This is a genomic window from Nodosilinea sp. P-1105, assembly GCF_012911975.1.
Taxonomy (GTDB): domain Bacteria; phylum Cyanobacteriota; class Cyanobacteriia; order Phormidesmidales; family Phormidesmidaceae; genus Nodosilinea.
Map to the genome: position 1 here is coordinate 192,439 of NZ_SMDQ01000001.1, position 20,195 is coordinate 212,633.

Consider the following 20,195-nt stretch of genomic DNA (forward strand, 5'->3'; position numbering starts at 1 on the left):
CTGTCTCAGTGTAGCCTGAAATCTAGATATAGCGTCCGTTTGTGTCCTAAGACACCAGATAGTTACAAGGACTATGTCCCAGGGGCGATTCGCAATGGGTTGAATTGCTCTATAAGTTGAGCAGTAACAGGTTTAGAAAACCAATCTATTTTCAGGAGATTTAATTATGTTGATTACCTCAATAGTATCGCGTGGCAAGCAGTGGCTTGGACTGGCCCTGGTCGCCCTGGTACTTGGCGCTAGCGTATGGATTAGCGCCCCTGCGATCGCCGCATCAGATGCCGCAGAGGCCATGGACGCCATTCAAAACCGAGCTGAACAAGATATCGACAGCGTGGCCGGATCGGGTACCACCAACCAAATTAAAGGCAAAGCCCAGGAAGACCTAGGCCGGGTCCAGCGAGAAGTGGATAAAGCCACCAGTCAGGTGGAAGGGGCCGCGAAGCAACTTCAAGGTAAAGCTCAAAAAGACATTGGCCGCACCCAGGCCGCCGCTGAAGACGCCGCCGATGCCGTGGAAGGGGCGGCGAAGCAAGTTCAAGGTCGGGCCCAGCAAGACATTGGCCGCACCCAGGCCGCCGCTGAAGACGCCGCCGATGCCGTGGAAGATTCCACAGGCGGGTTTGTGGATTCTATCAAGAGTTTCTTTGGTCAGTAGCGGCACCATGTAACTCATTGAGCTAGGCATAGGCTATGGGGGCTAGCCGGGATAGCGGCTGTGATTCTGCTAGCCCAAGTCCTTGCGTAGAGCGTAGTGCCCTTTTTGCCTTTTGCCTTTCTGCCCTAGCCCTCAGAAGGCCAGTTGAACCCCCGGGTGCGCAAAATCTGTCGTCCTCGCTGGCGGGCTAGGGTTTGCAGGTCAATGCTGCGATCGGTTTCGTCCACAATTTCGCCCGTCAACACCTCCAGCACATCCTCCAGGGTAACCACCCCAGACACGCCGCCGTACTCGTCGACCACCACCGCCAAGTGCTCACGGGCGGTTTGAAAGTCTTGCAGCAGCTTGTCAGCTCGCTCGGTTTCAGACACAAACCTTACTGGGCGCGCCACTTCGCACAGGAACTGATCGCCCTGCCCCTGGATCAGGGCAGACAGGAGCTCATTTTTAAGCACCAAGCCAACAATGCGGTCAATATCGTGGTCGCTGACCAGAATGCGGCTGTGTTGAGAGTTGAGAATTTGCTCCTCGGCTTCGGCGATAGTCAGGTCTCCGGGCAGGTGGGTAATCGCCACCCGGGGGGTCATAATGTCCATCGATTTCATGTCATTCAGCCGAAAGACCCGGCGAATCATTTCTGCCTCGTCCGCTTCGATAATCCCTTCTTGATGGCCAATGGCGGCCATCAGCTTGATTTCCGCTTCGTTAGTGATGGGATGGCGGCCAGGGGCCATAAACGGGGCCGTAATTTTTTCTAAAAACCACACCACCGGGCTAAACAGCCAGGTGAGGGTGCGCACTGGAATAGCCACCCCCAGGGCGATGGGGATGGCGTAGCGTTCTGCCAGGGTTTTTGGCAAAATTTCTCCGAGGACGATCACCAAAAAGGTGAGAATGCCAGAGAATACTCCTAGCAGGGCATCGCCAAAGGTTTGGGCAGCAATACTGCCGATCGCAATGCTGCCCACAATATTGAACAGGTTGTTGAGGATAACAATGGTGGCGATGGGGCGGTTAATCTGTTCGCGGATGGCATAGAGGGCCGTTTCAGCCGGGCGGTTGGATTGAGCCAACTGCCGCGCCTTGAGCAAAGGCACTGACAACAAAGCCGTTTCAGTGCCTGAACACAGTGCCGACCCCAGCAACATGACGGAAATTGCGATCGCCAGATTTAGCATAGGTCAGCCGGGGCCCACAAACCAAAAGAAAGACACTGCTATGATGCATCCATATCCAGTCCAGGCAGGAATCTGACCGGTTTCCAGATAGAGCACCACTCTTGGACTTAGATTAGCGCTAAATAATAAGTAAACTGTACGCCTGTGGATACGTCTGACACAAACCCGATGAATGACACCATTCTCGCCGTTAAAAATCTCAGTGTTCATTTCCATGTGGACGATCGGCTGATTCAGGCCGTCAAGTCCATTTCGTTTCAGGTGGGTCGGGGGCAAACCCTGGGAATTGTCGGCGAATCGGGCTCGGGTAAGTCGGTCACCTCTTTGGCGGTGATGGGGTTGGTGCCTTCTCCTCCGGGGCAGATTGTGGGCGGGGAAATTTGGTTTAAACCAGGCCAGGACCCCGGGGTTGACTTGGCCACCTTGCCTGAGCAGAAGTTACAAGGGTATCGGGGCGGGCAGGTGTCGATGATTTTCCAGGAGCCGATGAGCTCCCTGAACCCGGTGTATACCATTGGCTTTCAGATGGTGGAAGCGATTTGCCAGCACCAGACCATCACCAAGGAGGCGGCTCGTCAGCAGGCGATCGCCCGACTCACCGAGGTGAAGCTACTGCCGACCGTGGCAGAATTGCGGGCCACGATTCTAGAAGACTCTCCTAACTTAGACCCGGAAGCTGTGCAGGCTGACATCGCCCAGCGCCAGCAGGCCATACTGGAGCGCTACCCCCACGAGTTGTCGGGGGGCCAAATTCAGCGGGTGATGATTGCCATGGCCATTTCCTGTAACCCGGCCCTGCTGATTGCCGATGAGCCCACCACCGCCCTGGATGTGACTGTCCAGGCGACCATTCTGGATCTGCTGCGGGAATTACGCGATCGCCGGGGCATGTCGTTAATCTTCATCACCCACGACCTGGGCATCATTGCCGAAATTGCCGACCAGGTGGCGGTCATGTACCAGGGGGAAATTGTCGAGGCCGGGTCAGTGTTTGATATTTTTGCCCATCCCCAACATCCCTACACCAAAGGGCTACTGGCCTGTCGCCCCCAGCCAGACCAGCGACTGCGACTATTGCCCACCGTGGCCGACTTTATGGCGGCTGATGGCCAAGAAAAATCCCTGGATGCCGATGACCAGGTGCGTTTTGCCCCGGTGACTGACGCCGAATTGCAAGCTCGGGTCCACCGGTTAGACACCAACGGTCCCCTGCTAGCGGTGGAAAATTTGCAGGTGGGTTACCCCGTGCGGGGGGTATTTGGCAAAACTCGCCGCTATGTGATGGCGGTGAACGATGTTTCCTTTCAGATCCAGAAAGGGGAAACCTTTGGCCTGGTGGGAGAGTCGGGCTGTGGTAAAACCACCCTGGGTCGAGCCCTGCTGCGACTGGTCCCGGCTATGGGGGGCAAAATCTGGTTTGAAGGGCGCGATGTGCTGGCTCAAAATTCACGCCAACTCCGCCAACTTAGGCGAGATATGCAGATTGTCTTTCAAGACCCCTACAGTTCCCTCGACCCGCGCATGAGCGTGGGGGCGGCCATTGCTGAACCGCTTAGAATTCATGGGGTGGTCAAGAGTAAAGCCAACCAGCGGCAGCGGGTGGCCTATTTGCTAGAGCGAGTTGGGCTCCCCACCGACTGCATGAATCGCTACCCCCACGAGTTTTCTGGGGGGCAACGGCAACGGGTTTGTATCGCTCGGGCCTTGGCCCTCAATCCCAAATTCATTATCTGTGACGAGTCGGTATCAGCCCTGGATGTCTCGGTACAGGCCCAGGTCTTGAACTTGCTGAAGGAACTGCAAGTGGAATTCAGCCTCACCTATATCTTTATCTCCCACGATCTGGCGGTCGTGAAATTTATGAGCGATCGGATTATGGTAATGAACCGGGGCCGGGTGGAAGAAATCGGCCCCGCCGATGCCATTTATCACCAGCCGCAAAAGCCTTACACTCAACAGTTGATCAATGCTATTCCGGTGGGTACTCTGGAGCGGATTCAGATGCTGCAAGCAAGTCGTGCCTTAGCCAGTTAAGCGGCTGTCCACCTCGGTTTTCTCCAGCTGACCGCCTGTGTTAGGCTGCTGACACTTATTATTCTTATTCTGGAGGCCCCATGGGTTCTGCACGGCGCTTTTTGCAGGCGATCGCGATCTCAGTCACCTTAAGCGGGCTGGGGATGGCGATGCCCCAACCGCTGCTAGCTGAAACCCTACTGGAAAATCAGGGTACTATTACCCCGGCCGAGGCCACCTACACCTTTGAGGGCACAGAAGGGCAGGAACTGACCATCACCCTGGAGAGTGATGATTTTGATCCAGTGTTACTGCTGTTGGACTCCAATGGTGAAGAGGTTGCCTTTAACGACGACTTTGGCGGGTCTTTAAACTCCAAGATTATTGTCACCCTGCCCGCCGATGATACCTATACTGTCGTCGCCCGTTCCTTTGCCGGCGATGGTGGCGACTATGATTTGGTGGTGCGCGCCTCCACTCCCTTTGAGTTGACCTTTGCCACCGCCGAAGACTTGATGATGGTGGAAGACTTTGACGGGGCGATCGCCGCTTACACCGAAGCCATTGATCTGGACCCTGAGCAGTCCTCTGCCTATTTGGGGCGAGCCCAGGCGGTTTTAGGTCAAGTCTATCTGGAACAAGGGGATCAAATTGAAAGCCCCGCAGACATTCCGGCGGCGGCCCGGGAAGCGGTGATTGCCGACTTTGAGCAGGCCGCCGACTTAATGGAAGCCAGTGGGTCGGACAACTGGGCTGAGTCGCTACGGGAACAAGCGCAACTACTCCGCCTGGTTGACCCATAGAAATTCCGGCGTTTCGGGCAACCTTTCCGGATCGGCCAGCGTCAGGGAAGAAGAGGTGAATGGTAGATGCACCCAGAAAGTCCCATCGGCTATGCCATGGGATTTTTTTTGCGCTTTTTTCGTGGTTTGCGCCGTTGGGAGACAGAGGCAGACCGACGGTGATGCCACTGATGATACAGATAGGTGAGCCCCGCGCCAGTCACCGGCACTAAGGGCATCAGTACCAACCACAGGGGAGAAGGGGGCGGTGTACCGTAATTAAAGATCATTGGGGTGAAGTCTAGGGTCTGGGTATTGACCGTCGTCAGCGACTGTAGGGCCGATTGCGGGACCTGAGCGATCGCCAGAGCCTGCCAGGTCCTAGCCCCTACAATGCCATCACCATTGAGGCCATGCTGCTGTTGAAAGGCCACCACCGCCGCCACAGTACTGGGGCCGTAGACCCCATCTACGGGGCCATCGTAAAAGCCTAGGTAAACTAAGATCGTTTGCACCTGGGCGACCACATCCCCCTGGTTCCCGACCTCGATCAGTCCATCAACGGAAGGCGGGACCATCAGGAAAAGGGGGAGTTGGCTTGCAGGAAGGGTCATAGCCAGCCTCCAGCAAAGCCCCAAAGCCACAGGGGCAGGGTGAGCAATAAGCTGACAGAACTTAACCCCACGCAGGTGACGGTTAGATCCCGATCCAAGTTGTAGGCCTCGGCCAAGACTAAGTTAGAAAAGGCACAGGGCATACCGGCCTGCAAAATCATCACTAACCGGGGAGGGCCATCGACCCCGAGGGCGGTTAACCCCAGGCCCACCGCCAGGGGTAAAACCAGCATCTTAATGCCCACAGCGGCGGCAGCCGGGCGCAGTAACCGCCAGGAGGTCAGCTGCTGAATTCGTAAACCCATTAACACCAATGAAAGCATCACAATTATCCAAGCCAGGCGGTAAAGCCCGTCGTCTAACCAAATTGGCAGGGTCAGAGCTTGGAGGCCCAGCCCAGCGCCAAAGGCCAGAATAATCGGGTTGCGCACAATTTCCCGTAGCCACTGCCACCATTGGCCGGTTGCTTTAGGGCTTTGCCGGCCCATGGTCGAGGCCAACACGGCCCCCAGACCATAGGATCCGAGCAGGGTACCCAGGGCGTCGTAAAACAGGGCCCAGCCAAACACCTCAACCCCCAGTTGGGGCAGCAGCAGCACCACAGGGTAGCCAATGTAGCCCGTATTCCCCAGCATGGCCGCCAGGGAAAAGCTACCTTGGGTGGGCCGTGGCCACTGACGGTGGTGCAGGTGAATCCACAGGCGACTGCACCCCAGCCCTAAAAAAATAGCCGCCCAAGCTACCGCTGGGGCCAGATAGAGATTCCCCGACAGGTCTGCCCGCCGCATAAAACCGACAATGCTCAGGGGAATGCCCACCCAAAATAGAAATTTTCCCAGGGTGAGGGGAACTTGCTGGTGCAGGGTACTTATATAGCCAGGCCGGTAAGCCAGTCGGGCCAACAGGGTTCCCAGGCCAACCCCGGCCAACACCCCCATGGCAATGGGCAAATAAAGCTGGAGCAAAACCCAGAGTGGTGGCAGCACGGCAGTCCATGATGGTGTGACGGCGTCTTTATGGTGGGGGGATAACTGGGTGACGTCAAGGGGCGAGCGATCGCAGCTTTTCGAAGACCAGGCGGAGGATGTCGGGCTCTAGAGCATCGGTACAGTATGTCAAGATCCCAGGGTTCTGCCCACCAGCCCCAGGAAACACTGGGATCTGTACCGGCGTTTTAGGGGTCAGGGGTCAGGGATGGTTAGTTGGGGTGGGTTGTGGCCATCATTGGGTAGACAGTTTTCCAGAAGTCCACTAAGTTGATGGCGACGGTGGACTTGAGTGGGGAATTCAGCAGGCATAATAGTAGAGTTTTGACGGGTCTCAGCAACGGTTGATCTATGGCGCACCTCGACGACATTCCCCAGGCCACCCGCGACCTGCCCCTAACCCCTGGAGCGGGGCAGTCATTGCCGTGGTACCGGCGCTCTAAGCTGCTGGGCAAGCTCTTGGGACTGGTACTGCTGGCCATCGCTGTGACCAGTTTTGTCGTTTGGCTGCAAGCCAGTCGGGTGTCTAGCACCGTATTTGTGGCCCCGTTTCAAACGATGGTCAATCCAGGGGCACTGAGCGATATTGAGGGGGAAACACCTAGCGATCGCGATCGGGCCGTCCAATGGGCTCCCTCTAGTCGGTTCTTACTGGGCCATCGCGCCCATCAGGAAGCCCCTGAGGACGATCTGGTTAGTTTGTCCGCCAACCGCAGCATTCGCCTGCGACCCGCAGCGGCCAGAGAATTTGAGGCCATGACCCAGGCGGCAGCCGCGGCCAGCATACGGCTGGTTCCCCTGTCGGGCTATCGCTCCCACGCCGAGCAAGAAACGATTTTCTTTAGCCTTAGGGCCCAGCGTCGCCAAACCCCCGAAACCCGGGCCGAAGTCAGCGCCCCCCCCGGCTACAGCGAGCACCATACTGGTTATGCTATCGATGTGGGCGATGCCAACCAGCCCAATACCCACCTGAATACCAGCTTTGCCGACACCAGCGCCTACGCCTGGTTAGAGGAGAATGCGGTGCGGTTTGGGTTTGAACTATCCTTTCCACCCGACAATTTTCAAGGGGTAGCTTTTGAACCTTGGCACTGGCGCTATGTGGGCGATCGCCACAGCCTAGAAACATTCTACGGTGATTAATCGTTAATTTTCTGGCTTGAATTTCACGCCAGCCCCCCAGGTGGGCATAGGAAAATAACTATAATTCTTAGTAGCGCTAGCCCATAGCAACCCTGGTCTGATGGCTGCCACCAACCCTAACGTGAATCAGGTGCTGAGGTTTGAAGATTACCTGGCCTACCAGAATGGCACCGTTGATCACTCCCAAAAATTAGTTGATGGAACCTTAAAGCGGACATTCCGCAGGTTGATCAACCCGTCAGATAATATTTTTGGCAAGGAGCGCCGAGGAACCTGAGTGCATCCCAGTTTTGTAAGTTGGCCCTCATCCCCCAGCCCCTTCTCCCATTTTGGGAGAAGGGGGGCCGGATTCAAAGTCCCTCTCCCGCTCTGGGAGAGGGATTTAGGGTGAGGGCTGCAAAAGTGGGATGCACCCGAGGCACCTCAAGACCTTCAGTCGTTCAGGGGTTAAATTAGAGATGTGAACTTGGCCGTTGAGCCCAACCCGATGAATGGCCTGAAACGATTGAAAAATCCAGCGTAAAGTAGGCGTTTGGGTAGGCTGCTTGCGCTGGTCGAGCACCGTTTCATTGGCCTCTGCCAACGCCTGCCGGAGTTGCCGTTGGGCCAGAGTATAGACCATCACCGCTAAACCCATCACCATGGCCAACGCTGCCCAGATATTATGTAGTTAAGTATATCTACTCATGAAAAAATATTTCAATAGTTATTGGATAGTTGAATAGAGTGGTATGGTTGTGCCTATGGAACGAAATACAGCCACCTCTATTTTTGAATCCCTCTCCTCCGGTGTGCGGCTCGATGTGTTCCGGTTGCTAGTCAGGAAGGGAGCGCGGGGCATGGTCGCAGGGAATATTGCCGTCGCCCTTGATGTGCCGCCCAGCAATCTCTCCTTTCACCTTAAGGCGCTGACCCACGCTGGCCTATTGAGCGTCGAGCAAGAGGGACGCTTTCAGCGTTATCGGGCCAACACGGCGTTGATGATGGACTTGGTTAACTACCTAACGGCGGAATGTTGTGTGGATAGCCTTGGCCCCTGCCCGGAGGTACCTGTGATGTCGAGTTGCTCAGAAGCGGTACAGCCCTCGATCGCTCTAGCCCTCGAGAATGCCTGACCTCTGACAGGAGCGCGATCAGATTGGCCAATTCTGCCCTATGACTTTTATTTCAATATTTCAAGGAAAATCAAAATGATCCAACTGTATGACCCGCCCTTGTGCTGCAACACCGGGGTGTGTGGTGCCGATGTCGATCAAGCGTTAGTCAGTTTTGCGGCGGATGTGGATTGGGCACAGCAAGCTGGAGGGCAGATCGAGCGATTCAGCCTGACCCAGCAGCCCCTGGCTTTTGCCGAAAACCCAGTGGTGAAAAGCGCCTTAGAAACAACCGGGGAAGCTGCGCTACCCCTGGTGCTGGTAGATGGCGAAGCGCTGCTGTCGGGTCGCTATCCCACTCGGGAGGAACTGGGCGCCTGGATTGGGATTGCCCCTAGTTCAGCTCATGGGTCAAGCCATTGAATAATTCAGGAGTGATGCATGAGTCTTTCAGATCCTAATAACCAGCAGTCCATCAATCAACCCAATGCAACACTCAGTGTGTTTCAGCGCTATCTCACCCTGTGGGTGCTGATCTGTATTGTGGTGGGAATTGCCATCGGGCGGTTGTTACCGGGGGTGGCCGTTGCGCTAGATGCCATGAGCATCTACCAGGTGTCGATCCCGATCGCCATCTGCCTATTTTTCATGATGTATCCGATCATGGTGAAAATTGACTTCACCCAGATTGATCGAGCCTTTCGCGCTCCCAAGCCCGTGGCCCTCACCCTGGTGGTCAACTGGTTGATCAAGCCCTTCACCATGTTGGTGATTGCCCAATTTTTTCTGGGCTATTTGTTTCGGCCTTTGATCACCGGCACCGAGCTAATTCGAGGGCAAGAGATTGCGATCGCAGATTCCTACATTGCCGGGGCCATTTTGCTGGGCATTGCCCCCTGCACGGCAATGGTGCTGATGTGGGGCTACCTCTCCTTTGGTAACCAGGGGTTAACGCTGGTGATGGTGGCCGTGAATTCGCTGGCCATGCTGTTTATCTATGCCCCCCTGGGCCGCTGGTTGCTCTCGGCCAGCGATCTATCGGTGCCCTGGGCCACCATTGTGCTATCAGTGCTGATCTATGTGGGACTGCCGCTGTTGTGTGGGGTTTACAGCCGCCACTGGATTTTGAAACACAAGGGGCAAGAATGGTTTGACACCAAGTTTTTGAAGTACCTCGACCCGGTGGCGATTTCGGCCCTGCTGATTACCCTGGTGCTGCTGTTTGCCTTTAAGGGCGAGCTGATCGTCAACAACCCGCTGCACATTGTCCTGATTGCGGTACCGTTGTTTATTCAAACCAACTTCATTTTCTTAATTGGCTACGGGGCGGCCCAAAAACTCAAGCTATCCTATGAAGATGCGGCCCCGGCGGCGATGATTGGGGCCAGCAACCACTTCGAGGTGGCGATCGCCACGGCAGTTACCCTGTTCGGGCTCAATTCTGGTGCGGCCCTCGCTACGGTGGTCGGGGTGCTAATTGAAGTGCCGGTAATGCTGATGCTGGTGGAAATTTGTAAACGCACCGCCTTCTGGTTTCCCCGCGAACCCGAGAAAGCCAGTCTGCACGATCCCCGCTGCCAAATCTTGAGCTAAGAAGCATGATCACGCCCCTGCCGAACCCAGTCGAGCCACCCAGCAATAGCGGTTCCGTGGTGTCGGTGCGGGGCAGCGTTTATGCACCCGCTTTCCTCACTGCAAGCGAACGATCTGCGCTCAGCCCTACACCAGGTAGTGAAACTAGCTGAAAACTTTGGCACCAGCTATTCCAGCGAAGGACTGTCCTTTGGCACCACCCAGGCCCCCGCCCCAGAACCCAGGTTCAGGCTTGAGGGCGAGCGCGAAATTTAAGCCGATAGGTAACATGAAAAATTCCCTTAACTTTTTCACAGAATTGTTTCAGCAGCCCCGTTGGATACCAATTTGGGTGATGCTGCTAATGGCCGTTAACCTGATCAGCCTTGCCTTTTGAGCTGAGCCACTAGCTCAAGCTATTTTGGCCATATTTATGGTCTCTGCCCTGGCGATGATGGCCCTCTATGCCCAGTTTGGGTTCACCAAAATTTTGGGGTTGGGCCATAGTCTGTGGGTGCCCCTGCTGATCGTGGTGTTGCTGGCCATTCCCAATGCCAGCGGTCTGTTTCAGAGCTATCTGCTCCTCTGGTCGGGGCTGACGACAATCTCGTTAATCTTTGACGGTATCGATGTGTGGACCTATTTCACGAGCTGACCCCATGATCCCAGAACATCAGCGTCTGCAAGCGGCCCAAAACCCCCAGACTCCCTAGCAAAAGTGGGGGCCGTACCTGAGCGATCGCCAGTGGGGCACCGTCAAGTCTCGCCCCACTACTCGCTGGTGCTGGGGCCGGGGAAATGGCAGACCCTAAGGATCGCCTCCTCAAACAAAGAGATGAATGGGCAGGAAACCCAAAATAAGACTGGTTACCGTTGGCATCAAAAGCCACGCTCTGCGGATGTCTATCTTGGGATATATCGAAGGAACCAGGGTTCCGAGTAAGCTTAGGGGCATGATCGCTGTCCTCAAATCGGTCATCCCTTGGGTGCATTAACCTGGGCGACTAGCGCAGAGGTAATCCGGTCAGAGAAAAACCGCTGAATGTATCTGGAGCCCTTACCATGCAACGGTTGTTGATGCACAACCCCATTGCCCTAGCCGCCCTGTGGATTTTGGCCTATATGGTGATCTGTCTGCTGCCCCTGGGGGTAGTGCTATTGCATCCTGCCCCAGACCCCAGAGGCTTTTGGACTGAGTTTTCCGTGGCACTGGGGTTTATTGGCCTGGCTCTAATGGCCTTACAGTTTGTTCTAGCCGCCAGAGTTAACCGCATCGAAGCCTCCTATGGCATTGATATTTTGCTGTTGTTTCACCGCTACACCTCGGTAGTTGCCTTTGGCCTGGTGATCATTCATCCGCTGATTCTGTTTGTCACTCGGCCGGAAACCTTAGAACTGCTCAATTTTCCAGAGGCCCCATGGCGAGCCCGCCTGGCGGTGATCAGCACCCTGGCGTTCTGTCTCATGGTGGTGACCACCATTTGGCGCAGACAGTTGCGTATTCCCTACGAACCCTGGCGAGCCGCTCACTCCGGACTGGCCGTGGTGGCTGTTGGCCTGGGGTTTGGCCATGGTATTGGGGTGGGGTTTTATCTGGGTCAGTTTTGGACCATTGTGCTCTGGTCTGGGTTTATCGCGATCGCCCTGTGGCTGATTTTGTATGTGCGGTTGGTCAAACCCTGGATGCTAACCAAAAAGCCCTACTTAGTAGAAGAGGTTAAACCCCAGCGGGGTAACGTCTGGACCCTGGCTCTGCGGCCCATGGGCCATGACGGCTTCACCTTTGATCCGGGGCAATTTTCTTGGCTCACCCTAGGCATTACGCCCCTGAGTATGCGAGAGCATCCGTTTTCCATGTCTTCCAATGGCGATCGCGGCGATCGCATCGAGTTTGGCATCAAAGCCCTAGGGGACTTTACTAGCCGCATCAAAGATGTGAAGCCGGGTACCAAGGCCTACCTGGACGGTCCCTACGGCGTCTTTACCACCGAGCGCTACTGGGATACTGCTGGGTTTGTGTTAATTGCTGGTGGGGTCGGCATTACCCCCATGCATAGCATGCTGGTGACCGCCGCCGAACGCAAAGACGATCGCCCCTTCTTGCTGATTTACTCGGCCCAATCGTGGGACGACTTTACCTACCGCGAAGACTTAGAAGCATTCAAAGCCAAGCTCGACTTGACCATTGTCTACATTCCCCGTGAAGGCCCCAAAGATTGGCAGGGGGAAACCGGCTATGTGGACAAAGCCCTCCTAGAACGCCATATTCCTCACCACCGTGGCAGTCGTCAGTATTTCATTTGCGCTGCTCCTGTGATGATGGATGTGGTAGAGCGGGCCCTGTTTGAGTTGGAGGTACCAGTCACCCACGTCCATATGGAACACTTTAACTTGGCCTAAAACAGTCAGGCAGAAGACAAAAGCATGCCCTGTTTACGCAGCAACCCCAGGTGATGTGCTGAGCTTGTCGCAGGAGGGGGAATGTCGTTGCGCAAGCGACGTGAAACGCGCAGCGCCCCCAAAGAATGAAGGGATAGCAGGGGCCTGATGCCTATAGTCTGGTGCCTGCATTGCAGATAAAAAAAATTCCCCAACCAGAGGCCAGGGAATTAATCAGGGTGCATCTACCGTTTCATCATTCTCAAATCGCTAGACTAATCAGGATGATTTGAATGTTATCTAGATAAAGTTTCCATAATGTTCTGTTTCCAAGCTGCCCGATGGCTACTGAAATGCTGAATCTAACCGCCTATGACCTATGGAAGCAGTACGGCGACACCCCCGTAGTGCAGGGCATTAGTTTTACCCTACAGCCGGGGGAAATTGTCGGCCTACTGGGACCCAACGGGGCCGGTAAAACCACCACCGTGGGTATGTTATTTGGCACCGTTGTCCCCAGTCGCGGTTTTGTCCAGTTTGGCCCCTGGCAGATGCCGACTCAGGGCCCCCAGGCTCGCACCCAGATGGGCATCGTCACCCAGGAAGACAACCTGGACCCTGACTTTACGGTGTTTAAAAATCTCACCCATTTTGCTCACCACTACCGGATTACCGGTCAAGCGGCCAAACAACGGGCCGGCGAACTACTGGCCCTAGTAAACTTGAGCGATCGCGCCCAGGCCCAGGTGGATGAACTCTCCGGCGGCATGAAGCGGCGGTTGGTGCTGGCCCGAGCCCTGCTCAACCAACCTCAGCTGGTGTTCTTAGATGAACCCACCACCGGCCTTGACCCCGATGCCCGGCAGGATTTTTGGCGCCTGGTGCAGCACCTCAAGGCCAGCGGCTGTGGCATTTTGCTCACCACCCACTACATGGATGAGGCTCAGCGCCTGTGCGATCGCATTCTCCTGCTCCAACAGGGGAAAGTGATCGATGAAGGCTCGCCAGAAGCGTTGGTGGAACGGGTGATTGGCCAAGAGGTAGCCGAGGTGGAGGGCATCGCCGCCGACCTGTTGAAAACCCTGGCCCAGCGCCATGGGGCCTGGTGTCGCAGCTTTGGCAGCGGTCACCTGGTTACCCTACCCAGTCCCACCGCCGACCTGCTGTGGAATGCCATCGAGGCCCACCACCCCCAGCGGTTGCTGCGGCGACCCGCTAACTTAGAAGATGTGTTTCTGCGCCTGACCGGGAGTTTGTTGGAATGAAATTAACCAGTGCCACCCCCTGGGGCGTCTATTCGGTCTGGTGGCGACATTTTCAGGTGTATCGCAGCACCTGGTTAGTCAACTGTCTGCCGCCAATTTCAGAGCCCGTGGTTTATTTGCTGGCCTTTGGCTACGGCCTCACCCCCCTGATTGGCGGCGTAGACTATTTGGGCCAGCAGGTCCCCTACGCCACCTTTATTGCCCCCGGCATGATTGCCGTGGGCGTACTGTTTCAATCATTTTTTGAGGGAGCCTACAGCAGTTTTATTCGGCTGAACTTCCAAAAGACCTGGCAGGCGCTGCTCACCGCCCCCCTCAGTTTCACAGATGTCTTTTTGGGAGACTGGTTTTGGGCCGCCACCAAGGGTACCATCGCTGGCACTCTGACTGGCCTGGTGGCGGTGATTGCCAACCTCTACGCCCCCTCTAGCCTGGTGCTGTCCCTACCGCTGATTGTGTTGGGCAGCTTGCTATTTGGGGCCTTTGGCCTGCTGGTAGCGGGGGCCGTAAACAAGGTTGACCAGGTGAATGTGCCCATCTTCCTGGTGGTGATTCCCATGTTTACCCTCTCAGGCACCTACTTTCCCCGGGATACCCTACCTCCCTTACTGGAAAGGGTGGCTGATTTGCTGCCCCTCGCCGCCCTGGTAGATTTACTCCGCTGGCCTTTGGGGCTGCCCCCCTGGTGGCCATGGTCCCTGCTGTGGTTGCTGGGGTGGCTGGTGCTGATGGCCCGCCTGGCCGCTCTGCGCATCTATCCCCGCTTGTTCAGCTAAGCCCATGGCAGCAGGGCAGCCCCAAGTATATGCCCTTGGGTATAAGCGGTTGTCGATCCCTCCGCTATTATGGGTGGGATTTGTAGCTCTGCTATGGCCATTGCCACCGAGTTTGGGGCAAACCACAGCACCTACGGGTGATATGGCCATTGCCAGTCAGATAGCACCCCAGGTCTGAGCTAACCAGCTCGCTGATGCCCAGCTATCTAACCAGCGCCATATCCCTCAGCCGGCCAGGCTGACCAGCGATCGCGAAGGATAGACAGCAAACCTATGGCTGAAAAAGTATTACGGGTGAATCGAGCCACCGTGTTCAAGCTCAGGCCTGAACCCACGGCACTGCTACAACCCAACGAGCAAGTGTCCATCAATGCGGGTAGTACCTACCCGTTGCACTCCTACGCCTATGCCGACATTGACGGTAGCTTTAATGGCCACATTAAATTTGCCCTGCGCGATCGCACCATTAACGGCTTCAACACCTGGTTTGTCTCTAGCCTCGACGCCCAGGTGGAAGCGGACGGGGAAGTGGTTTACCCCCTGGAAGACCAGGAAAGTATGCCGATTCTGTGGATAAACCAATACACGCTACTCAAGCGCCGCCCCCTGGACTCAAGTCTGCTGGATTCCAGTGAGACAGTACCGGTGCAGCGGGGGCAAACCTTCCAACTCCACTCCTATGCCTTTGCCGATTCCCAGGGCAACTTTAACAACCACATCAAGTTTGCCATTCGCAACACCATCGACTTTGTGAATGGCCTGAGCACCTGGTTTGTGTTTACCCCCCACGCCTTCGTTACCTTTGACGACGATATTGTCTACCCTCCCGAAGATCCCAACGCCTTCATTTTACGGGTGACAGAGAACACGGTATTCAAGCGCCGCCCAGTGCCTGCCGCTGAGCTTCCCGCCAACGAGCGTCCCCCCGCCAGTGCCGGTACCGAATTGGTTTTGGGCAGCTATGCCTTTGCCGATGCCCAGGGATCCTTCAACCGCCACATTCGGTTTTCTCTGAAATATGTCAAAGACAATATTTTTGGCTTCAACACCTGGTACATCTTCGACGGCCACGCCCGGGTCGAACAGGCCGGACAGGTGGTCTATCCTCGCCCCACCACCCCACCCCCAACCCCGCCACCCACCGCTCCCCAATACTCCGGCACGCCGTTTCGGCTACCCGGCTTTACCTCCACCTTTTACACCGACCAGCCAATCATCCCCAATGGTAGCTTCACCTGGGGTGAGGCCACCCGCAACGCCACTCGAATTCCACCCACCCGCGACATTGTAGAGAACATTCTGGCCCTAGCCAGTGCCCTGCAACCTGTACGCAACCGCCTGGGTCGTCCATTTCAGGTCAACTCTTGGTATCGCCCGCCGGATGTTAATGCCTCAGTGGGTGGTGCCCCCTTCAGTCAACATCTCTCAGGTCGTGCCGTTGATGTGCAGGTGCAAGGGCTGAATGGCCGACAGGTCGCCAATGCGATTATGCTCACCTGGCCTGGGGGCATCGGCATTTACAGCAACATGCCTAGGGTGATTCACCTGGATATTGGTCCCCGCCGGACCTGGGGGTTTTAAGGGATGGCCTCTGGATTGGCCAGACGCCGTTGCAAGAACTCTATGAATACGTTCACCTTGGTGGATAGATGCCGGTTCACTGGGTACAGGGCATAAATGCTTAACGGTGCCGGTTGGTAGTCCGTTAGGATACGGTGCAAGCGCCCCTGTCGCAAATCATCGCCCACAATAAATGTGGGCAACAGGGCAATGCCTAACCCAGCTAAAACAGATGCTTGCAGCACTTCACCATTATTACTGCACAGCGGACCTTGCACCATAACTCCATGGTTGGTGCCATCAGGCCCCGTCAAGTACCAGGGGATACCTGGTGCCATCGGGCCGTAATGTAGACAGGCATGCTGCTGCAACTGTTCGGGGGTGGTGGGACTACCGTGTTGGCGCAGGTAAGCGGGGGCCGCACAAAGCACCACTGGACTGGGGGCCAGCTGGTGCACAATCAGACCACTGGCTACCGGTGCTTGGGCAATGCGTACAGTAACGTCAAAACCTTCATTGATTGGGTCAATAAAGCGATCGTTGAGCACTAACTCGATTTTCAGGTCAGGGTACTGGGCCATAAACTCCCCCAGCCTGGGGGCCAGGTGCAGGGTGCCAAAGGTCATCGGCGCATTGATGCGCAGGCTCCCCTTGGGCTCTGCTTGCAAGCGCGAAAGGGCAAGCTCCGCTTCTTCTAAATCGGCCAGAATCGCTGTGCACCGTTGATAAAAAGCGCGACCGGCATCGGTGGGGGTGACTTTGCGAGTGGTGCGGTATAGCAACTGGGTTTGCAAATAGGCCTCCAGGTTTAGCACCAACTTATTGACGGCCGATCGCGACAGCCCCATAGCCCGGGCCGCAGCGGCAAACCCGCCAGACTCAACCACCTGGGTAAAGGCGCGGAGGCTTTCAAGCTTATCCATGGGTAAACGTGCCAACTGGTCACAGAAAGACGATCTCAATTGTCGACCTAAAAGAGACAATACGTCAATAAAATCTACTATTGTCTCTTAAACAGAATCAGTATAGGATGATTTTAATTGGATCATTGAGTCGAACAAAGACCATCCATTGACACAGATAGCGGTGACATGGATGGACATGACCCAGGTAGGAGGTATCTGATGATTACTGTTCGTCCAGCCAGCGATCGCGGCGTTGCTGACTTTGGCTGGCTAGATAGTCGCCACACGTTTTCCTTTGGCCACTACTACGATCCTCGCCACATGGGCTTTGCCAGCCTGCGGGTGATTAACGAAGACAAGGTAGCCCCTGGACAGGGATTTGGCACCCATGGCCACCGCGACATGGAGATCATGACTTACGTGCTATCGGGGGGGCTAGACCACCAAGACAGCCTTGGTGGGGGCTCCACCATTCACCCTGGCGACGTGCAGCGGATGTCTGCCGGCACAGGTATTCGCCACAGCGAATTCAACGCCTCCGCCACAGAACCAGTGCACTTCCTCCAAATTTGGATTCTGCCAGAAACCGCTGGGCTTCGGCCCAGTTACGAGCAAATTCATGTTTCCCCTGAAGCCAAACAAGGGCACCTGCACCTGATTGGTTCACGCCAGGGGGGGGATGGAGTAGTCACCATTCATCAAGATGTCAACCTGTATGCAGCGATCTTGACTGCGGGGCAAACGGTGGACCATGCCATTGCCCCTGGACGAGGCGTCTGGGTGCAGGTCGTCCGAGGAGGCATTACCCTCAATGGTCATCCCCTAACCGCTGGGGATGGGGCTGAGATCACAGATGTGGCGGGCTTAACCCTGGTAGGCACCGCCACTGAAGCCGAAGTGCTGCTGTTTGATCTGGCTGTGTAGGGTTTGATCCGATTGTTATTGTTTTAAGGAGAGAACTATGTCTGAACCAGTTATTGCCGACAAAAAGCCTGTGGTGATGGAACTGGAGGCGGGAGACTATTTTTGGTGTAGTTGTGGTCAATCCAGTAATCAGCCGTTTTGTGACGGGTCACACCAGGGCACTGACTTTACTCCCATGAAATTTACCCTTGAAGAAAAGCAGCAGGTGGCTCTGTGTGCCTGCAAGCATACCGATAACCCGCCCTTCTGCGACGGTAACCACGCCCAGCTGTGAGGGCTTAAGGGAATTTCAGAATAACACCATGCCTCTGTAGGCAAAGCTTCCGTGCCCATCGGGACATCACAAGGACTTAGATACCGGTATCCAGCGCTTCAATTAACTTATCTAAATAAATACCCATCAAATTCGCCTGCTCCCCAGGGATGTTGCTGCGCACTTCCTCTTTCAACATGCGATAGGCCACCACACAAGCGTCTTGACGGTGAAAAGCCCGGATGATGTTCTGCATCCACACTAAATACTCTTCCATAAATCCATCTTGATCGTTTAGCAGCACCCCTTTGGCAATATATTCCAGGGTAAACATCATATCCCGCTGGCATTGGGGGCCATGCTCCTGTACGACTTGGCGATGGGGGGTTTGAATCAGGCGGCGGAGGGCATTGAGTACCAGCGTTTTGTTCTGCTCTTTGATAGAGGTGTAGGTCGCTACCCGAGTCTGAAACGCTGTGGCTAACTCGTCAAAAGAGCGTAGTTCAATGTCGTTTAGATAACGTCCATCGGCTTCTTTAATCGCGTCCATTAATGTATTGTTCATGGCGTCCTTCCTTGGGTGCAATTGGCCTGGGGCCACTCTATCAATGCAGTACTTAGGAGATTTCTGAGAAAGACAATCCCGCTTGTTGTCAGCGATCATAGCTTTCGTAGGGTGGGCAATGCCCACCACTCGGGAGAAAGTTTCCTAGAAGTCACCTTACCACTGCTTACCCAAGGTTCCCAACGAGAAAACGCCACTACATTCTCCTTTACAAGTCTTAGTATGGCGTTAGTAACGCCTAGGGAATCGGTACAGTATGCCAAGATCCCAGGGTTCTTGAGTTCATTGACCATTAACTTTGGGGCACTCCAGGACAGAACCCTGGGATCTGTACCGGCGTTTTAGCAGAAATACGACCACATTCATAGAGGGTGTTAGGTTCTGGGTGTCAGGTATCAGGAATAGTTGACCGACTCATGCCACAATGTACTAGGATCAATCACCCGTCCAGTCGGGGCAAGGGGCGGGGGCTGCCCAGCCGTAAGGGTGCAGGGCACATACCAAAAGTTGCCGTTTGGCTTTGCTCTGACCGTAGGCGATGCCGTGGTAGTTCTGACACCCCTGGCAAGGCTTAGGGCGGCTGGAGGTGGGATCTTTAAAGCCAACTTGCGATCGCAGAATTTGCTGCTTACTCTGACCACGGTGCCATTGTTCGTAGGCACGGCGACGACATAGGTCATTGGCCCGCTGAAACAAATCGTTCGTAATGCTCACGGCAGCACCTGCCTGAAGGGGGATCATCTTTTAGCCTAACGAAGGACACCGGGCAAGTCGGGAAAACTTAAAAAGTCGTGAACAAGCCCCCTACTCCGCTTGCACAAATGGGGTATTCCACAGGGTCCAATTTTCTTTGTTAAAGGGCGATCGCCAGTGTCGAATCAGGTCTAGTTCTAGCCGTTGTCGGGCCTGACGATCGGCGGCGGCATGGGGCCAAAAGCTAATATTCACCGCTACCGACAGTTGGTGACTACGGTGGGCCTCAATGTAGCTGAGAATGTAGCGCTTACAATCATGCACCCCTTTCCACCGTTGATTCGCCTTAATCGTTTCACCCACGTACAGCAGTACAACCGCGGCGTCATCAATCACAAAGTAGAGAGCCGGCCCCCCGGCTTCGTCGAACTGCCCGCGCCAAAACGCTGCATTTTGAGGGGGCAAGGTAAAGGGATCGATGGTTTCCACCGAGGCCGGGGCCGGGGCCATGTCAAACAATGCCCCTTGTTGGGCCTGAGGGGTTAATCGCACCTGGTGCTGATACTGGGCCACCCGCTGCTTCCAGGTGACCAACTCCGATCGGGGAATCGCTGAGGCCGATGAGCGGTTATAGGCCCACGACACATCGGCCGCCCGTTGATCAGCATCAGACAATAAAGAGGGTTGATAGTCGGAGGGCATAGACCTAGGGATAGCGGTTATCGGTCCTGATGATAGGCTAAATTCACTAGGTGTGGTGGCCCAGAAGAAAATATTCACAGGTATGAGCCCATGGCCCTATAACTTTCTTACATTCTTGTCCTATGGTTGGTCT

Annotated in this window: 23 protein-coding genes and 1 pseudogene; 16 read left to right on the top strand and 8 right to left on the bottom strand. The window is 55.4% G+C overall.

What is annotated here, in order from left to right; translation table 11 throughout:
* Positions 1–166: 166 nt before the first annotated feature.
* Positions 167–658, top strand: coding sequence for a CsbD family protein (locus E1H13_RS00795; protein WP_169611480.1), 492 nt, complete (start codon positions 167–169; stop codon positions 656–658).
* A gap of 125 nt (positions 659–783) precedes the next feature.
* On the opposite strand, the gene E1H13_RS00800 is transcribed toward E1H13_RS00795, so the two are convergent.
* Entirely contained in the window at positions 784–1,836 is a 1,053-nt protein-coding gene (locus E1H13_RS00800; protein WP_169611481.1) for a hemolysin family protein, read from the bottom strand.
* A 168-nt stretch (positions 1,837–2,004) separates the two neighbouring features.
* Between E1H13_RS00800 and E1H13_RS00805 the strand changes: the two genes are divergently transcribed.
* Together E1H13_RS00805 and E1H13_RS00810 are read left to right on the top strand one after the other, a co-directional pair.
* Positions 2,005–3,870 carry an ABC transporter ATP-binding protein gene (locus E1H13_RS00805; RefSeq protein WP_169611524.1) on the top strand — a complete coding sequence of 622 codons (1,866 nt, stop codon included), beginning with the start codon at positions 2,005–2,007 and terminating at the stop codon, positions 3,868–3,870.
* A gap of 80 nt (positions 3,871–3,950) precedes the next feature.
* Positions 3,951–4,652: a pre-peptidase C-terminal domain-containing protein gene (locus tag E1H13_RS00810; protein WP_169611482.1), complete on the top strand. Its 702-nt coding sequence runs from the start codon at positions 3,951–3,953 to the stop codon at positions 4,650–4,652.
* A gap of 89 nt (positions 4,653–4,741) precedes the next feature.
* Here the strand turns inward: E1H13_RS00810 and E1H13_RS00815 are convergent, their stop codons facing one another.
* Together E1H13_RS00815 and E1H13_RS00820 are read right to left on the bottom strand one after the other, a co-directional pair.
* Positions 4,742–5,245 (bottom strand): peptidoglycan-binding protein, encoded by a 504-nt coding sequence (locus tag E1H13_RS00815; RefSeq protein WP_169611483.1) that lies wholly within the window; start codon positions 5,243–5,245, stop codon positions 4,742–4,744.
* Positions 5,242–6,231, bottom strand: a complete 990-nt coding sequence (locus E1H13_RS00820; protein WP_169611484.1) for an AEC family transporter — start codon at positions 6,229–6,231, stop codon at positions 5,242–5,244. Before E1H13_RS00820 ends, E1H13_RS00815 begins: the two co-directional genes overlap by 4 nt.
* A 351-nt stretch (positions 6,232–6,582) precedes the next feature.
* On the opposite strand from E1H13_RS00820, the gene E1H13_RS00825 reads away from it, so the two are divergent.
* Complete coding sequence (locus tag E1H13_RS00825) at positions 6,583–7,374, top strand: M15 family metallopeptidase (protein WP_169611485.1); 792 nt, start codon at positions 6,583–6,585, stop codon at positions 7,372–7,374.
* A 100-nt stretch (positions 7,375–7,474) separates the two neighbouring features.
* The gene (locus E1H13_RS00830) at positions 7,475–7,651 is read left to right on the top strand and encodes a hypothetical protein (protein ID WP_169611486.1); all 177 of its coding nucleotides are present in this window, start codon (positions 7,475–7,477) and stop codon (positions 7,649–7,651) included.
* A gap of 105 nt (positions 7,652–7,756) precedes the next feature.
* Here the strand turns inward: E1H13_RS00830 and E1H13_RS00835 are convergent.
* Positions 7,757–8,026 (bottom strand): annotated as a pseudogene (locus E1H13_RS00835) (hypothetical protein); the annotation flags it as partial.
* Between the two features lie 91 nt (positions 8,027–8,117).
* Here E1H13_RS00835 and E1H13_RS00840 point away from each other — a divergent pair.
* The 9 genes from E1H13_RS00840 (at position 8,118) to E1H13_RS00880 (ending at position 16,041) form a co-directional block, all read left to right on the top strand.
* A complete protein-coding gene (locus E1H13_RS00840; protein WP_169611487.1) occupies positions 8,118–8,489 on the top strand; it encodes a helix-turn-helix domain-containing protein in 372 nt (123 codons plus the stop codon).
* Positions 8,490–8,558: 69 nt separating this feature from the next.
* Complete coding sequence (arsD, locus tag E1H13_RS00845) at positions 8,559–8,891, top strand: arsenite efflux transporter metallochaperone ArsD (RefSeq protein ID WP_169611525.1); 333 nt, start codon at positions 8,559–8,561, stop codon at positions 8,889–8,891.
* 18 nt (positions 8,892–8,909) lie between these two features.
* A complete protein-coding gene (gene arsB / locus E1H13_RS00850; protein WP_169611488.1) occupies positions 8,910–10,061 on the top strand; it encodes an ACR3 family arsenite efflux transporter in 1,152 nt (383 codons plus the stop codon).
* A gap of 81 nt (positions 10,062–10,142) precedes the next feature.
* On the top strand, positions 10,143–10,316 hold the full coding sequence (locus tag E1H13_RS00855) for a hypothetical protein (protein WP_169611489.1): 174 nt from the start codon (positions 10,143–10,145) through the stop codon (positions 10,314–10,316).
* Between the two features lie 157 nt (positions 10,317–10,473).
* A complete protein-coding gene (locus E1H13_RS00860; protein WP_169611490.1) occupies positions 10,474–10,695 on the top strand; it encodes a hypothetical protein in 222 nt (73 codons plus the stop codon).
* Positions 10,696–11,102: 407 nt separating this feature from the next.
* Positions 11,103–12,440, top strand: coding sequence for a ferric reductase-like transmembrane domain-containing protein (locus tag E1H13_RS00865; protein ID WP_206069824.1), 1,338 nt, complete (start codon positions 11,103–11,105; stop codon positions 12,438–12,440).
* A gap of 320 nt (positions 12,441–12,760) precedes the next feature.
* Positions 12,761–13,684, top strand: a complete 924-nt coding sequence (locus E1H13_RS00870) for an ABC transporter ATP-binding protein (RefSeq protein WP_169611491.1) — start codon at positions 12,761–12,763, stop codon at positions 13,682–13,684.
* Positions 13,681–14,460, top strand: a complete 780-nt coding sequence (locus E1H13_RS00875; protein WP_169611492.1) for an ABC transporter permease — start codon at positions 13,681–13,683, stop codon at positions 14,458–14,460. The genes E1H13_RS00870 and E1H13_RS00875 overlap by 4 nt, the downstream gene beginning before the upstream one ends.
* A gap of 273 nt (positions 14,461–14,733) precedes the next feature.
* Positions 14,734–16,041, top strand: coding sequence for a D-Ala-D-Ala carboxypeptidase family metallohydrolase (locus tag E1H13_RS00880; protein WP_206069826.1), 1,308 nt, complete (start codon positions 14,734–14,736; stop codon positions 16,039–16,041).
* Here E1H13_RS00880 and E1H13_RS00885 read toward each other — a convergent pair.
* Positions 16,038–16,943 (bottom strand): LysR family transcriptional regulator, encoded by a 906-nt coding sequence (locus E1H13_RS00885; RefSeq protein WP_169611493.1) that lies wholly within the window; start codon positions 16,941–16,943, stop codon positions 16,038–16,040. The two genes, E1H13_RS00880 and E1H13_RS00885, sit on opposite strands and share 4 nt — an antisense overlap.
* Before the next feature lie 201 nt (positions 16,944–17,144).
* On the opposite strand from E1H13_RS00885, the gene E1H13_RS00890 reads away from it, so the two are divergent.
* Entirely contained in the window at positions 17,145–17,849 is a 705-nt protein-coding gene (locus E1H13_RS00890; protein ID WP_169611494.1) for a pirin family protein, read from the top strand.
* 37 nt (positions 17,850–17,886) lie between these two features.
* Complete coding sequence (locus E1H13_RS00895; RefSeq protein ID WP_169611495.1) at positions 17,887–18,123, top strand: CDGSH iron-sulfur domain-containing protein; 237 nt, start codon at positions 17,887–17,889, stop codon at positions 18,121–18,123.
* A 76-nt stretch (positions 18,124–18,199) separates the two neighbouring features.
* Here the strand turns inward: E1H13_RS00895 and E1H13_RS00900 are convergent, their stop codons facing one another.
* The 3 genes from E1H13_RS00900 to E1H13_RS00910 all read right to left on the bottom strand — a co-directional run bounded on the left by E1H13_RS00900 (position 18,200) and on the right by E1H13_RS00910 (position 20,062).
* Positions 18,200–18,667: a hypothetical protein gene (locus E1H13_RS00900; protein WP_169611496.1), complete on the bottom strand. Its 468-nt coding sequence runs from the start codon at positions 18,665–18,667 to the stop codon at positions 18,200–18,202.
* A gap of 435 nt (positions 18,668–19,102) precedes the next feature.
* Positions 19,103–19,381, bottom strand: a complete 279-nt coding sequence (locus tag E1H13_RS00905; protein WP_206069828.1) for a hypothetical protein — start codon at positions 19,379–19,381, stop codon at positions 19,103–19,105.
* Between the two features lie 90 nt (positions 19,382–19,471).
* A complete protein-coding gene (locus E1H13_RS00910; RefSeq protein ID WP_169611497.1) occupies positions 19,472–20,062 on the bottom strand; it encodes a GIY-YIG nuclease family protein in 591 nt (196 codons plus the stop codon).
* Between the last annotated feature and the right edge of the window lie 133 nt (positions 20,063–20,195).

Bases quoted from the DNA above. Each gene is read 5' to 3' on its own strand.
- E1H13_RS00795 (WP_169611480.1), top strand. From the start codon at position 167: ATGTTGATTACCTCAATAGTATCGCGTGGCAAGCAGTGGCTTGGACTG.
- E1H13_RS00800 (WP_169611481.1), bottom strand. From the start codon at position 1,836: ATGCTAAATCTGGCGATCGCAATTTCCGTCATGTTGCTGGGGTCGGCA.
- E1H13_RS00805 (WP_169611524.1), top strand. From the start codon at position 2,005: ATGAATGACACCATTCTCGCCGTTAAAAATCTCAGTGTTCATTTCCAT.
- E1H13_RS00810 (WP_169611482.1), top strand. From the start codon at position 3,951: ATGGGTTCTGCACGGCGCTTTTTGCAGGCGATCGCGATCTCAGTCACC.
- E1H13_RS00815 (WP_169611483.1), bottom strand. From the start codon at position 5,245: ATGACCCTTCCTGCAAGCCAACTCCCCCTTTTCCTGATGGTCCCGCCT.
- E1H13_RS00825 (WP_169611485.1), top strand. From the start codon at position 6,583: ATGGCGCACCTCGACGACATTCCCCAGGCCACCCGCGACCTGCCCCTA.
- E1H13_RS00830 (WP_169611486.1), top strand. From the start codon at position 7,475: ATGGCTGCCACCAACCCTAACGTGAATCAGGTGCTGAGGTTTGAAGAT.
- E1H13_RS00840 (WP_169611487.1), top strand. From the start codon at position 8,118: ATGGAACGAAATACAGCCACCTCTATTTTTGAATCCCTCTCCTCCGGT.
- arsB (WP_169611488.1), top strand. From the start codon at position 8,910: ATGAGTCTTTCAGATCCTAATAACCAGCAGTCCATCAATCAACCCAAT.
- E1H13_RS00855 (WP_169611489.1), top strand. From the start codon at position 10,143: ATGCACCCGCTTTCCTCACTGCAAGCGAACGATCTGCGCTCAGCCCTA.
- E1H13_RS00860 (WP_169611490.1), top strand. From the start codon at position 10,474: ATGGTCTCTGCCCTGGCGATGATGGCCCTCTATGCCCAGTTTGGGTTC.
- E1H13_RS00865 (WP_206069824.1), top strand. From the start codon at position 11,103: ATGCAACGGTTGTTGATGCACAACCCCATTGCCCTAGCCGCCCTGTGG.
- E1H13_RS00870 (WP_169611491.1), top strand. From the start codon at position 12,761: ATGGCTACTGAAATGCTGAATCTAACCGCCTATGACCTATGGAAGCAG.
- E1H13_RS00875 (WP_169611492.1), top strand. From the start codon at position 13,681: ATGAAATTAACCAGTGCCACCCCCTGGGGCGTCTATTCGGTCTGGTGG.
- E1H13_RS00880 (WP_206069826.1), top strand. From the start codon at position 14,734: ATGGCTGAAAAAGTATTACGGGTGAATCGAGCCACCGTGTTCAAGCTC.
- E1H13_RS00885 (WP_169611493.1), bottom strand. From the start codon at position 16,943: ATGGATAAGCTTGAAAGCCTCCGCGCCTTTACCCAGGTGGTTGAGTCT.
- E1H13_RS00890 (WP_169611494.1), top strand. From the start codon at position 17,145: ATGATTACTGTTCGTCCAGCCAGCGATCGCGGCGTTGCTGACTTTGGC.
- E1H13_RS00895 (WP_169611495.1), top strand. From the start codon at position 17,887: ATGTCTGAACCAGTTATTGCCGACAAAAAGCCTGTGGTGATGGAACTG.
- E1H13_RS00900 (WP_169611496.1), bottom strand. From the start codon at position 18,667: ATGAACAATACATTAATGGACGCGATTAAAGAAGCCGATGGACGTTAT.
- E1H13_RS00910 (WP_169611497.1), bottom strand. From the start codon at position 20,062: ATGCCCTCCGACTATCAACCCTCTTTATTGTCTGATGCTGATCAACGG.